The sequence below is a fragment of the Peribacillus sp. N1 genome (assembly GCF_054600815.1).
This window is the reverse complement of sequence record NZ_BAAHZO010000015.1, coordinates 1-13,021: the sequence shown is the minus strand read 5'-3', so window position 1 is coordinate 13,021 and position 13,021 is coordinate 1. Positions and strand designations below refer to the sequence as shown.

The 13,021-nt window shown below is 40.8% G+C and carries 13 protein-coding genes, 1 tRNA gene, 1 other RNA gene and 1 other annotated feature; of the genes, 4 read left to right on the top strand and 11 right to left on the bottom strand.

Annotated elements, in window-relative coordinates; translation table 11 throughout:
* Positions 1–314 precede the first annotated feature (314 nt).
* The 7 genes from ACYP5M_RS26385 to tadA form a co-directional block, all read right to left on the bottom strand.
* Entirely contained in the window at positions 315–584 is a 270-nt protein-coding gene (locus ACYP5M_RS26385) for a pro-sigmaK processing inhibitor BofA family protein (protein ID WP_387552124.1), read from the bottom strand.
* Between the two features lie 103 nt (positions 585–687).
* Complete coding sequence (locus ACYP5M_RS26380; protein WP_034316261.1) at positions 688–906, bottom strand: YaaL family protein; 219 nt, start codon at positions 904–906, stop codon at positions 688–690.
* A gap of 20 nt (positions 907–926) precedes the next feature.
* On the bottom strand, positions 927–1,523 hold the full coding sequence (gene recR / locus ACYP5M_RS26375) for a recombination mediator RecR (RefSeq protein WP_034316264.1): 597 nt from the start codon (positions 1,521–1,523) through the stop codon (positions 927–929).
* Between the two features lie 60 nt (positions 1,524–1,583).
* Positions 1,584–1,901, bottom strand: a complete 318-nt coding sequence (locus ACYP5M_RS26370) for a YbaB/EbfC family nucleoid-associated protein (protein ID WP_053348895.1) — start codon at positions 1,899–1,901, stop codon at positions 1,584–1,586.
* A 21-nt stretch (positions 1,902–1,922) separates the two neighbouring features.
* The gene (dnaX, locus tag ACYP5M_RS26365; protein ID WP_434168236.1) at positions 1,923–3,611 is read right to left on the bottom strand and encodes a DNA polymerase III subunit gamma/tau; all 1,689 of its coding nucleotides are present in this window, start codon (positions 3,609–3,611) and stop codon (positions 1,923–1,925) included.
* A gap of 183 nt (positions 3,612–3,794) precedes the next feature.
* Positions 3,795–4,059, bottom strand: an RNA gene (gene ffs / locus ACYP5M_RS26360) — signal recognition particle sRNA large type.
* Between the two features lie 146 nt (positions 4,060–4,205).
* Entirely contained in the window at positions 4,206–4,712 is a 507-nt protein-coding gene (tadA, locus tag ACYP5M_RS26355; RefSeq protein WP_459735722.1) for a tRNA adenosine(34) deaminase TadA, read from the bottom strand.
* Positions 4,713–4,851: 139 nt separating this feature from the next.
* Here tadA and ACYP5M_RS26350 point away from each other — a divergent pair, with 139 nt between their 5' ends.
* The 3 genes from ACYP5M_RS26350 to ACYP5M_RS26340 all read left to right on the top strand — a co-directional run bounded on the left by ACYP5M_RS26350 (position 4,852) and on the right by ACYP5M_RS26340 (position 6,885).
* A complete protein-coding gene (locus ACYP5M_RS26350) occupies positions 4,852–5,397 on the top strand; it encodes a cysteine hydrolase family protein (RefSeq protein ID WP_101226082.1) in 546 nt (181 codons plus the stop codon).
* Between the two features lie 179 nt (positions 5,398–5,576).
* Positions 5,577–6,236, top strand: coding sequence for a deoxynucleoside kinase (locus tag ACYP5M_RS26345; protein WP_230178932.1), 660 nt, complete (start codon positions 5,577–5,579; stop codon positions 6,234–6,236).
* Complete coding sequence (locus ACYP5M_RS26340) at positions 6,214–6,885, top strand: deoxynucleoside kinase (RefSeq protein WP_076373259.1); 672 nt, start codon at positions 6,214–6,216, stop codon at positions 6,883–6,885. The genes ACYP5M_RS26345 and ACYP5M_RS26340 overlap by 23 nt, the downstream gene beginning before the upstream one ends.
* Before the next feature lie 120 nt (positions 6,886–7,005).
* Here ACYP5M_RS26340 and ACYP5M_RS26335 read toward each other — a convergent pair.
* The 4 genes from ACYP5M_RS26335 to guaB form a co-directional block, all read right to left on the bottom strand.
* Positions 7,006–7,098, bottom strand: a tRNA-Ser gene (locus tag ACYP5M_RS26335).
* A 131-nt stretch (positions 7,099–7,229) separates the two neighbouring features.
* Positions 7,230–8,507, bottom strand: a complete 1,278-nt coding sequence (serS, locus tag ACYP5M_RS26330) for a serine--tRNA ligase (RefSeq protein WP_459735721.1) — start codon at positions 8,505–8,507, stop codon at positions 7,230–7,232.
* A 63-nt stretch (positions 8,508–8,570) separates the two neighbouring features.
* Positions 8,571–8,796 (bottom strand) — a binding site (T-box leader).
* Between the two features lie 69 nt (positions 8,797–8,865).
* Positions 8,866–10,185, bottom strand: a complete 1,320-nt coding sequence (locus ACYP5M_RS26325; RefSeq protein WP_232783051.1) for a D-alanyl-D-alanine carboxypeptidase family protein — start codon at positions 10,183–10,185, stop codon at positions 8,866–8,868.
* Positions 10,186–10,358: 173 nt separating this feature from the next.
* On the bottom strand, positions 10,359–11,822 hold the full coding sequence (guaB, locus tag ACYP5M_RS26320; RefSeq protein ID WP_101226085.1) for an IMP dehydrogenase: 1,464 nt from the start codon (positions 11,820–11,822) through the stop codon (positions 10,359–10,361).
* Between the two features lie 111 nt (positions 11,823–11,933).
* Here guaB and ACYP5M_RS26315 point away from each other — a divergent pair, with 111 nt between their 5' ends.
* Positions 11,934–12,899, top strand: a complete 966-nt coding sequence (locus ACYP5M_RS26315) for a YaaC family protein (protein WP_459735720.1) — start codon at positions 11,934–11,936, stop codon at positions 12,897–12,899.
* Positions 12,900–13,021 lie beyond the last annotated feature (122 nt).

Genomic DNA, 13,021 nt, shown 5'->3' with positions numbered 1-13,021 from the left:
TGATAGTGTGTGCTCACTTAAAATTTAACGTTGGCGCTTTGTTTTGTTCAGTTTTCAAAGAGCAATTTATCGTCGTTACTTCGTAAGCGACTTTATTATCTTATCACTTACACAATCTAATGTCAACAACTTTTTAAAATTGTTTTTTTGATTGAGCAATTTGTGATGTCGTTATTGGCGACTCCTAATATATTATCAGGTTGATGAGTTATCGTCAATGGTTTAATTAGTTTTTTTTAAAAAAACTATAACATGATAAAAACCCCAAGGAAATATCCATGAGGTTTTCATACGAATGACTTCTACGCATTCCTTTAGATAATCCAATAGCCAATGGCTGCCAAAGCGGCAACTCCCGGTATTCCAAGCAAGCCGGCGACTGCCGAGGTAACAGGGTTGATAGGGACATGAATGCCCGCTTGATTCCCAAGTGTATTCAAAAAGAACAAAAATGCTGCACCGATAATGATCTTTATAATCCCCTGCCCTATGAACCGGACGGGTCTTAATGGCGCCCCGATAATAAGGAGCATTAAAATCAGGCCGCCAATTACGGCAACAAAGACAACTGGTTCCAAACTCATTCCTCCCCGCAAGCTTGTACTACACTTATATGAAGGGAACGATGGATTAAGAACTGAAAAAATGGCCATGAGGAATACGAAATCCTTCACAGCCATTTCCTTATCATCTTTTTAAGCGGACATTCCTTCTTTTAACTTCCCTGAATAAGTAGAAATATTTCACTTCCGCCAGTCTCGTTTGGGCGATTACTTCCTCAGATGGATCAACGCTTTTTTCAAGTAATGATTTTTGATTATGCCAATTCCATTTCAACTGTTCAAGCTCTTCGATTAATGAATCATTGAATTCATTCCGAAGTTTCTTTTTTTTACGAAAGAACAAGTGAAGTCCTCCCAGCTACCTTATATTTCTCTTCTTCCTTCAATTGCTTTTGATAGCGTCACTTCATCCGCATACTCCAAATCTCCGCCAACAGGAAGTCCGTGGGCAATTCGGGTCACTTTGATTCCTGAAGGTCTAAGCAACCGCGAAATATACATGGCTGTCGCTTCACCTTCAATGTTAGGATTAGTAGCCAAAATGACCTCAAGCACTGTTTCATCTTGCAGGCGCTTTAATAAATCAGGAATATTTATATCTTCCGGACCGATTCCGTCCATCGGGGAAATACTGCCATGCAGTACATGGTATAAACCATTGAACTCTCTCATCTTTTCCATAGCTATTACATCTTTAGGGTCCTGAACCACACAAATCAAACTTCTGTCCCTCTTTTGATCTTCGCAGATATAACAGGGATCTTGATCTGTAATATGACCACAGACTGAGCAATACATAAGATTCCGCTTAGCATTAACAAGTGCCTTTGCAAAATCCAAAACAGTATCTTCCTTCATGCTTAGTACATGAAAGGCTAATCGAGCAGCCGTTTTAGGACCAATCCCCGGCAATTTCATAAAACTGTCAATGAGCTTGGAAATTGGTTCTGGATAATGCATCGAATTCCTCCTAAAAATTTCAAAAGAAACCCCCTGAAAGGAAGTTTCTTTTGAACTTGCTTAAAACATACCCGGAAGGTTCATTCCTTTAGTGAATTGTCCCATCGTTTGGTTTGTCAGTTCTTCCGCCTTTTTCAAAGCATCGTTAGTCGCAGCCAGAACTAAATCCTGAAGCATATCGATATCATCCGGATCGACAACTTCCGGTTTGATGATTACATCGACGATTTCTTTATGTCCAGTCACGATGACCGTTACCATTCCGCCGCCAGCAGTTCCTTCGATCTTTTTTTCACCTAATTCTTCTTGTGCCTCTGCCATCTTCTTTTGCATCTTTTGCATTTGTTTCATCATGTTCTGCATATTACCGCCGCGCATACCCATTTTTCTTACCTCCAATTATTCTTTAATTTCAAGTAAATCATCGCCGACTAATTTCCTAGCCTCTGCTATAAAGGGGTCTTCTTCTTTTGATTCCGTTTCTTCTGGACCGTCGAACTGCTGTGTTGAGATGAAGTCCTCCCGCAACCTTTGCCACTGGCTCTCCGGAACTCCAGCTATCTCCATTCGGTGTCCGGTCAATTGCTGCATGATCGAGGCTATCACTTCCACGAAACGGTTATTTTCCATTGCCATTTGACAATGAATATCATATTTGAATTTTACCACAAAAGCTTCAGTTGACGCAGCAACAGGTTCTGCCTCCGTTAATAAAGCTGCCAATGACTTTTGGTTTTGCTGTCCTAACTGCTCAAGCACTTCCCCCCACTTACTTTTCACAGCATTAAGACCTGGCTTTGTAGCTTGTTTCAAAACTTGATTGATCTTTCCGGCAGGTGCTTTATATGCCTTTTTAACGGCCCTTTGCGCCTTAGCCTGCTCTGCAGGCTTTTCAGTCATGGAAGCCGGAATGCCGTTTTTCTGCATTTCAATCAATTTCTTCTCTAAATCTTCTATTTTCTGCTGCAGCTGCTGCAGCTGCCCGTTATCATTTTGATTTGGCCTTTGCTCATTACATAATTTCACAAGTGCCACTTCAAGGAAAATCCTTGGATGATTTGTCCATTTCATATCCTGCTGTGTTTGATTGAAGCTTTCGATAATGGAGTAAATCGATTCAGAAGAGATCACTTCTGCCAATTCCTTAAATTGGGGATCTATCAAAACACGCTCGAAGGATTCTGCCAGTGCCGGTGCCGTTTGAAACAAAAGCATGTCACGGAAATAATAAATCATGTCTTCAATGAACCGAGCCGGGTCTTTTCCCATGGCCAGCAATTCTTCAAGGACTTCAAGTGCCACCGCTACTTCTTTATCATATACAGCTTTTGCCAGCCGGCTTAAAAACGCCTGCGAAACAGAACCGGTGACAGTCAATGCATCTTCCACAGAAACCGTCTCTGAACTGAAGGATATCGCTTGATCAAGAAGGCTTAGTGCATCCCGCATCCCGCCTTCGGCTGCCCTCGCAATGATATGCAGGGCTTGTTCATCACATGAAACACCTGTTTCTGCGATGATCTGTGACATCCTGCCAACTATATCTTGGGGCTGGATCCTTTTAAAATCAAACCTTTGGCAACGGGAAATGATCGTTAGCGGAATCTTATGAGGTTCAGTCGTCGCCAATATAAAAATCACGTGCTTCGGGGGCTCTTCCAATGTCTTTAAAAGTGCATTGAAAGCACCTTGTGATAGCATATGTACCTCATCAATGATATAAACTTTATATGTAACCGCGTTCGGTGCATATTTGACCTTATCACGAATGTCACGGATTTCCTCGACACCATTATTGGATGCTGCATCAATTTCTATAACATCTGATATGGAGCCATCGGTGATTCCGCGGCAGGTAGCACATTCGTTACAGGGCTCACTTGTCGGGGCATGCTCACAATTCACTGCCTTTGCCAGAATTTTGGCGGCACTTGTTTTCCCTGTTCCACGCGGACCGGAAAATAAGTAGGCATGCGAAACCTTCTGCCCGACCAAGGCATTCTGCAACGTTTTCGTTACATGTTCCTGCCCGACTACATCAATGAATTGTTGTGGCCGCCATACCCGGTATAATGCTTGATACCCCACGGAAATCCCTCCTTTTTTTCTCCACCTTGTTTATTATACATTACTGATTTCCTTTATATCAAAGTCTAAAAAGAAATTCTATCATTGCCTCATTTTTTCCAAAAATGCCAAGCGCTTTACCTTCTTGGCATAAAAAAAAACCCACCCGAAACGAATGAGTTTTTTGTTTATGTAAAATAACTGCCGTGCACCTTCTGTCGATTAGCAACCATAAGCGTTACTTAAGCAGTTAGCTCGGCCCAGGCAACCCTGCGGCACATGAGAACTTCCACTTAATGCTGCTTCCTTCCGGACCTGACATGGTTCATGGAGTCCCATTGCGCAGGACCCGGGCGTCAACACCACTTACTTAAGGCAGGCCCTACAGAATGCTAACCTCGAGAAGGGATTCAACCTCGCTAGAGCGGATTGCGAGTACAGGGCACCGCTACCTCCCCGTCTAGCACGGCAAAAGTAATACCAATTTCAAAGCGTCATGTCGACGCATAATTCATTATACTAAGGTAACAAAAAAAACGCAAGTGTTGTTCATGGACAGTTTGATTCCAAATTTATCAAATGAAGCAAAGCCTCATTTCAACATTCGTTTTTCACCTATTTATTTTCCTCGGCAATTTTGAGTGCTTGATCTCTTTTCAACATTTTCTTTCTATTCCTAAGCTCTTTAAAAAAAGAAGTCAATATCCAGCCGCACTCTTCCCCTAATACACCGCTTGTTACATCACATTGATGGTTGAAGCGTTCATCTTGGAGTAAATCCATGAATGTCCCCGCACAGCCAGCCTTTGGGTCATGGGCTCCAAAAACAACCCTTTTTACCCTTGATTGCAAGATGGCACCAGCACACATGGGACAAGGCTCCAGCGTTACATATAATGTTGCATCTTCAAGACGCCAATTACCAAGTGCCTTGCAAGCCTCGTTGATCGCAAGCAGCTCCGCATGTGCCGTCGCATTCTGTTCCGTTTCCCTCAGGTTATGCCCCGTCGAAATAACTTGATCATCTATCACGATTAAAGCGCCAATCGGCACTTCATTCAACATCTGCGCCTTTTTCGCTTCCATTATGGCTAAATTCATGTAATAAACATCATCCTTCAAAAAAAAACCCCCTTATATTAAGTAGGAGTAAACAGACAAATATAAGACAAAATAAAGGTCATACTACTTGTTCTAATGAATAGTAACGCATGCGGCATACGTGCTGCAAGTAAATTCTCACAATATAGGAGGATATACCATGAATCGACCTGAAACGCCTTCTTTTGCATTGCTTATCATCGATATGATCAATGATTTTGATTTCAAATACGGGAATATGCTCCTGGCACATACGAAGCCTATCGTCGATCCGATTTTGAAATTAAAAAAGCAAATGAAAGAAAAGGGTTTTCCAATCATTTATATCAACGATCATTATGATTTATGGCAGGCTGACTTCGATAAAATTATTGCCAGATGTAAGAATGAAGGAAATGCCTCATTAATCGAAAGAATTAAACCTCAACAAGACGAATTCTTTCTCATCAAGCCGAAGCATTCCGCATTTTATGGGACGGCACTCAATACACTGCTTAAACGATTAAACGTGGAAACATTGATCATTACTGGAATAGCCGGAAACATCTGTGTCCTATTCACAGCCAATGATGCCTACATGCGGGAATATAAATTATGGATTCCGAAGGATTGCATCGCTTCTGCATCAAAGGAAGATAATCATTACGCATTAAAGATGATGAACCATGTTCTCAAGGCATCCATAAAAGAAGGTGAAGACATTTAAGCCTTCAATTGAACAAGGGCACTAACCTACATCCCCCCCAATAACACTCTTTCATTCTCTTTCTTTATCAACCTGACAAAAATGTCACTAAAGTCCCAAGTCTGTGATACAATATCTCTTGGCGAAAATCCTATGATCGGGAATTTCAGCTTGATACCTCATGAAGGAGGACAGATTGGATGAAATCCACCCCATTTATCACTGTCGAAGGTCCAATCGGTGTGGGAAAAACATCACTTGCAAAAGTTATCGCAGATCATTTTCAGATTTCATTATTAAGGGAAATTGTCGATGAAAATCCATTTCTCGGGAAATTCTATAAAGATATTGATGAGTGGAGCTTTCAAACAGAAATGTTTTTTCTGTGTAACCGTTATAAACAATTGGAAGATATCGAAAAAAAGTATCTTACTAATGACCAAGCCGTGGTGGCTGATTATCATATATTCAAGAACTTGATATTTGCTGAAAGAACGTTAAAGAACGAACAATACAATAAATACCTTGAAATATTCAATATTTTAACACGGGATATGCCTAAACCTAATATGGTGATTTATTTAAACGCCAGTCTTGATACTCTTCTATCCCGAATCGGTAAAAGAGGTCGTGAATTCGAAGAAAATATATCCTCCATTTATTTAGAGCAGTTATCCGCGGATTATCGAACATTCATGGAAACATTTGAGAAACAGCACCCTGATATCCCTGTTCTTACATTCAACGGAGATGAGCTAGATTTTGTCGGGAACAAGGATGATTTGAAAACGATAATCAGCCAAATAGAGAATGCCCTGCACAAAGGAGTAAAGTCAAATGAACTTACGAAAGAAATATAATATTCCAAACAACGCCGTCATTACGATAGCAGGGACGGTTGGCGTAGGAAAATCGACCATGACCAATGCGTTAGCCGATGCCCTTCAATTCAGGACATCATTTGAAAAGGTTGATACGAACCCCTACCTGGATAAGTTTTACGATGATTTTAATCGCTGGAGTTTCCACCTGCAAATTTATTTCCTCGCTGAACGTTTTAAAGAGCAAAAAAAAATCTTCGAATATGGCGGCGGTTTTATCCAAGACCGTTCCATTTATGAAGACACCGGGATATTTGCAAAAATGCATTATGAAAAAGGCACGATGAATGATGTGGACTACGAAACGTATACAAGCCTTTTCAACGCCATGGTAATGACGCCATACTTCCCGCACCCTGATTTACTTATCTATCTCGAAGGTTCGCTCGATGATATCCTAGACCGGATCCAAGAGCGAGGTCGTCCAATGGAACAGCATACCCCAATTGAATATTGGCAGGAAATGCACGGCCGTTACGAAGAATGGATTGATCAATTCAACGCCTGCCCTGTCCTTCGATTAAATATAAACGAATATGACCTTATGCAGGATGAAGCAAGCATTGAACCTCTTATAAAACGGATTGCCGAATATATGGAGCAAACCAAGTTGCTGCGAAATGTATAAACAGAAAAACCACCGGTTATCCGGTGGTTTTTTAATATATTAGAAAACAAAAATTCCGTTACATATCTGTAACGGAATTCATCGATATCCAATTTATGCGCTGTGGTTATTAATAAGTTATGGAGGAGGTAGAGGGATTCGAACCCCCGCGGGATTTGACTCCCCTGTCGGTTTTCAAGACCGATCCCTTCAGCCGAACTTGGGTATACCTCCGTATCAACATTTATTATATTACATGGATTTAAAATTAAAGTCAAGCCCTCTATAAAGTTTTTTAAAATAATTTTCAAACTTAGATAAAAAGGAGAATCAGCCTCTTTAAACGGAAGCTGATTCCTTTTGAATTACGGTTTTATGACTTCCGCACCGCGCATATATGGACGTAATACTTCAGGAATGATAACACTGCCATCTTCCTGCTGATAATTTTCCAAAAGGGCTGCGACTGTACGTCCGATTGCCAAACCTGATCCATTTAGAGTATGGACGTGTTCCGGTTTACCTTTTGCATCACGTCTGAAGCGGATATTTGCCCGTCTAGCCTGGAATGCTTCAAAGTTACTGCAAGAAGAAATTTCGCGGTACGTTCCATAGCTCGGGATCCAAACCTCGATATCATACTTTTTAGCAGCTGTGAAACCAAGATCTCCCGTACACATGCTTAGCACTCGGTATGGAAGACCTAGCAATTGAAGGACCTTTTCGGCATGCCCTGTAAGGTTTTCCAACTCTGCATAAGAATCTTCCGGCTTCACGAATTTCACTAGTTCAACTTTATTGAACTGGTGCTGACGAATTAACCCGCGTGTATCACGACCTGCAGATCCTGCCTCTGAACGGAAAGAAGCACTGTATGCCGCATAGCTTATCGGCAGATCTTCCATGCTCATGATTTCATCACGATGGAAGTTTGTCACCGGGACTTCAGCTGTAGGAATCAAGAAGTAATCATCACTTTCAATACGGAAAGCATCCTCTTCGAATTTTGGCAATTGACCTGTGCCAGTCATGCTTGCACGGTTAACCATATATGGTGGCAGCATTTCTTCATATCCATGTTCCTCAACATGAAGGTCTAACATAAAGCTAATTAATGCACGTTCTAATCGAGCACCAAGGCCCCTATAAAATACAAATCGGCTTCCGGTCACTTTTGCTGCCCGTTCAAAATCCAGGATGCCTAGATCTCCGGCTACATCCCAGTGTGGTTTCGGTTCAAACTTGAATTCCGGTAGTTGTCCCCATTTACGGATTTCGACATTATCGTCTTCAGTCTCACCAACAGGCACACTTTCATGCGGAATGTTCGGAATGGAAAGAAGTAATGTTTCCAACTGGGCTTCCACTTCACGAAGTTCATCATCGAATCCTTTGATACGGTCACCAACTTCACGCATTTGGGCAATCAGCTGATCTGCGTCTTTTTTTTCCCGTTTCAATACGGCCACTTGCTGTGAAACTTCATTTCTTTGGCTTTTCAACTTTTCCGTCTCAGCAATCAAAGCCCGACGCTTTACATCCAGTTCCTCGAATTTACCTAAATCGGTCAAATCTTCTCCTCTAAATTGCAATACACGCTTCACTTCTTCAAAATTATTTCTTACATATTTCAAATCCAACATTTTCAGTTCCTCCTTAATATTTTTATGTTTTATCAAAGAACGCAAAAAACTCCCGTCCCCTGAAGAAGGGACGAGAGTTAACCCGCGTTGCCACCCTAGTTGAAGGCCTATCTAAAACGCCTACCACTTATCACGATAACGGCTTTTAACCGAAAGTACTTACTGACCCAAAAGGGCTTTCCATACTCTGCTCCAGGAGGGATTCACAAAACTCTCACACCGATTTCCACCAGCCATCGGCTCTCTATAGAAAGAAATACTTGTTACTATTTCCTGTCATTGCTTTCTTATATAATCAGATTGTTTTCCATAATGTACTATAATTTTATACATTACGCAACCGTTTTATACGTGAAACTTAAAACCAGCCTTTAACAGTGGAAGCTACACTGCTCCATACGTCACCAAAGAATCCGCCAACCGCTCGCATTGATAGTACGAACCAGTTTGCCTTTTCTACAGATTCAGCAGCTACGACGTTAACCTTAACCTGATCTCCGTTGATGTACCCGTAATCTTCACCTTTTTTAGGAGTGACTGTGATATAACCTAGCTTTTCACCTTTTTTGATTGGTGCAGTCAGCTTACCATCATCATTCAATTTGTTTTTATCGATCACTAAATCTGTTTTATAGTTGTCTTTCTCACCATTTTCAACAAGTAGCTCGATCGCTTTTTCAGATTGAATCTTAACGTCTTTTTCCTTGCCTTTCACTACTGAAAGTGTTTCTTTCCCTTTCACCTGGTAGTTGGCAGGAAGGACTTTTTCCTTTTTAAAGGTTGCATAAGCATAGTTCATAAGCTTAGTGCTATCCGCAAAACGTTCGTTTTTATTAGTGGACTTCATGACCACCGTGATATAGCGCTGACCGTCCTGGATAACCGTCCCTGTGTGTCCATATCCGGCAAAGTCAGTAGATCCCGTTTTTAGTCCATCTACGCCTTTATATTCAAATATCAGTCCAGGCAGCATCCAGTTGAAGTTCGGATATTCTTTTCCATCACGGAACTTCAATTTAGGGATGCTGGCGATTTTCAACACTTCCGGATAATCATTTATTAAACGATAAGCAAGAAGTGCAGTATCTTTTGCTGTCATGATATTTTCATCATCTTCATCACCTGAAGGAAATTGCCCTAATAAATCGCTGTTATTCAAGCCGCTGGCATTAACGAATTTATGGTTTTTCAAGCCTAATTCCTTCGCTTTTTCGTTCATTAACTTAACGAAGCTCTTTTCACTACCGGAAACTAGCTGTGCTAAAGCTACTGTTGCCGCATTTCCGGAATAGACGGCCATAGCTTGATATAGTTCCTTAACTGTATAATCTTCACCTTCCGTTAACCCGACATTCGACAAATTGGGTGCTTTTGAAAGGTCATGTACGTATTTATTTATTTTAACTTTTTGATCCCAACTGATTTTCCCATTTTCAATTGACTCCATTATGATGTACTCTGTCATCATTTTAGACATGGATGCAATCCCTAATACTTTATCGGCATTTTTTTCATACACGATTTGTCCTGTTTCACCATCAATGATGATGGCTGCCTCTGCTTTTAAACCTAAATTATCAGATTCAGCAACAGCTTCCCCCGGTTGATAGGCAAATTGCGACATAACAAGAACAAAAACAAAAGTGAAAATGAGGGTCATCTTGCTGATTTTTTTCAATTTCCAATACCTCCAACTTTTAAGCTAATCTCTATTACAAAGAAGAAACTTTATGTAATTCCCTTGACACCTTGTCTAGTTTATCACAGAAAAAATAAAAAAAATAGACAGAGTAATCGCAGACTCTGTCTATTTTAACAATAAATTTTAATGACGATTATATGTTAAATTCATTACATTGAGTAGTTCGGTGCTTCTTTTGTAATTTGGACATCATGAGGATGGCTTTCCCTTAATCCGGCACCAGTCATTTTGACAAATTGAGAGTTTTCCCTCAACTCTTCCAATGTTGCTGTACCGCAATATCCCATACCTGAACGAATGCCGCCAATCAGCTGGAAAATGGTATCTGATAAAGGTCCTTTATATGGAAGGCGGCCTTCGATGCCTTCCGGTACGAATTTTTTGTTATCTTCTTGGAAGTAGCGATCTTTAGATCCCTTTTCCATTGCAGCAACAGAGCCCATACCCCGATACACTTTAAATCGGCGGCCTTGGAAAATTTCCGTTTCGCCTGGGCTTTCAGTTACACCGGCAAGCATACTGCCAAGCATTACTGCATGTCCGCCTGCAGCTAGGGCTTTAACGATATCACCAGAGTATTTGATTCCGCCATCAGCAATGATCGTTTTACCATGTTTTCTTGCTTCTGTCGCACAATCGAAGACTGCCGTGATTTGCGGAACACCTACACCAGCTACAACCCTTGTCGTACAGATTGACCCAGGTCCGATTCCCACTTTCACTACATCAGCTCCAGCTTCGATCAATGCTTTCGTACCTTCGGCTGTTGCCACATTACCGGCAATGATCGTCAATTCAGGATATGTCCCGCGGATTTCCTTCACCATTTCAAGGACGCCTTCTGAATGACCGTGAGCAGTATCAAGTACAATTGCATCGACATGGGATTTAACCAGCATTTCGACACGCTTCATTGTATCCTTGGTCACGCCGACTGCAGCACCTGCAAGTAATCTTCCTTGCTTATCTTTCGCCGAATTCGGGAACTCGATGACTTTCTCGATATCCTTGATCGTAATAAGTCCTTTAAGGACACCATTATCGTCCACAAGGGGAAGCTTTTCAATTTTGTATTTTTGAAGAATCTTCTCTGCTTGTTCCAAGTTAGTTCCCACTGGCGCTGTGACCAGATTCTCTACAGTCATGACACTGGAAATCTTCAAGGAAAAATCGGAAATAAATCGCAAATCACGGTTTGTAATGATACCCACAAGCTTTTGATCCTCTATATTGTTGACTACAGGAACACCTGAAATGCGATATTTACCCATTAAATGCTCTGCATCGAATACTTGGTGATCCGGCGTTAAGAAAAATGGATCGGTAATTACACCGCTTTCTGAACGTTTTACTTTATCCACCAGTTCAGCTTGTGCTTCAATGGACATATTTTTATGAATGATACCCAATCCGCCTTGACGAGCCATGGCAATTGCCATCTCAGCTTCCGTCACGGTATCCATTCCTGCGCTGATGATAGGAAGGTTGAGCCTTAAGTTTTCAGCTAAGTTGACTTGAAGGTTAACATCTTTCGGCAAAACCTCTGATTTCGCTGGAATTAATAGGACATCATCAAAGGTTAAACCTTCTTTTGCAAATTTATTTTCCCACATTATTTTCCCCTCCTGCTTAAAAATATTATTTGTAGGTTATCAATAGGACATACTACTGTCAAGAAGAGAAATAAAAGTTTGATTATTCTATTAATTCGGAGGATAGCTGCAATGCCTGAAAACAATGATAATTTCGATAAATATACACCTTTTTTTTCCGCATCTTCCTCACAACTTTTTTTACAAAAATGTTACACGCACGAAAAAATAGCAGAAGCGGAAATAAAAAGTTACGATAATTGTTATCCATTTATTTACCATCTTGAACATGCTAAAACTTATTATAATCAGGCTGCCATTGCACCACTTTCCATACAACCAATACTGACATTTTATGGATTCGCACAATTGTTAAAGGCTTGTCTGCTCACGATTGATCCTAACTATCCGGAATCAACTTCGATGCTTGCCCATGGGGTAACAACGAGAAAAAAGAAAAAACAACAATATGAATTTTTAAAGGACGAAGTGAAAACTCAAAAGAATGGACTTTTCACCTGCATTGCCGAGAAGTTATTTCACATCAAGCATCTGGAAGGTGAAAAGTTTTCCATGGGAACATTAATGAAGGAAATCCCAGATATGCAAAACTTTACATGGTCGGTTTCAAAGAAAAATTTCATCGCCATGTTACCATCTTTGAATGGCTTTCAATTACCTTCAGCTGTATTGGATAGCTATCAGATGTCCAGCAGTCGGTTGGAAGAATTTTTGAAAACAAAAACGAATCAAGTTTACAGTATTTCAGAAGCTCCTGGGACACTGCATTTTAAAACAGATGGCGTCCCCAATCATAATGCCACGTCCCCAATACGGTATAATTTAGCAGAAGGACAGTTCATGCTATCACTAAACAAAGATTCGTCAGCTTTTTCATTACCTGAACTTTTGATTCATTATTTGATTTCTTATAACCTTAGCATAATAGCTCGTTATGAAACAGAATGGTGGGCAGAACTGTTGAAAACCATGCCTAATGATGATTACCCCTGCATTGTTCAATTCCTTAAAATAAGCCAAGCTAAGGTGCCATTCTTAATATTTGAATGGATCAAGTCCGGAAGGTTCCACCTTTGATCCCTTCAACATCCATTTGGTGTATTGATCTGGTATTAAACGAAGAAAAAAGACCAGCCGGATGGCTGATCTTTTGAAATGGCTTGGCGGCGTCCTACTCTCACAGGGGGAAACCCCCAACT

Excerpts from the sequence above, each read along its gene's own strand:
- ACYP5M_RS26385 (WP_387552124.1), bottom strand. The coding sequence starts at position 584 with ATGAGTTTGGAACCAGTTGTCTTTGTTGCCGTAATTGGCGGCCTGATT.
- ACYP5M_RS26345 (WP_230178932.1), top strand. The coding sequence starts at position 5,577 with ATGAAATCCACCCCATTTATCACTGTCGAAGGTCCAATCGGTGTGGGA.
- recR (WP_034316264.1), bottom strand. The coding sequence starts at position 1,523 with ATGCATTATCCAGAACCAATTTCCAAGCTCATTGACAGTTTTATGAAA.
- ACYP5M_RS26315 (WP_459735720.1), top strand. The coding sequence starts at position 11,934 with ATGCCTGAAAACAATGATAATTTCGATAAATATACACCTTTTTTTTCC.
- ACYP5M_RS26350 (WP_101226082.1), top strand. The coding sequence starts at position 4,852 with ATGAATCGACCTGAAACGCCTTCTTTTGCATTGCTTATCATCGATATG.
- guaB (WP_101226085.1), bottom strand. The coding sequence starts at position 11,822 with ATGTGGGAAAATAAATTTGCAAAAGAAGGTTTAACCTTTGATGATGTC.
- serS (WP_459735721.1), bottom strand. The coding sequence starts at position 8,507 with ATGTTGGATTTGAAATATGTAAGAAATAATTTTGAAGAAGTGAAGCGT.
- ACYP5M_RS26370 (WP_053348895.1), bottom strand. The coding sequence starts at position 1,901 with ATGCGCGGCGGTAATATGCAGAACATGATGAAACAAATGCAAAAGATG.
- ACYP5M_RS26340 (WP_076373259.1), top strand. The coding sequence starts at position 6,214 with ATGAACTTACGAAAGAAATATAATATTCCAAACAACGCCGTCATTACG.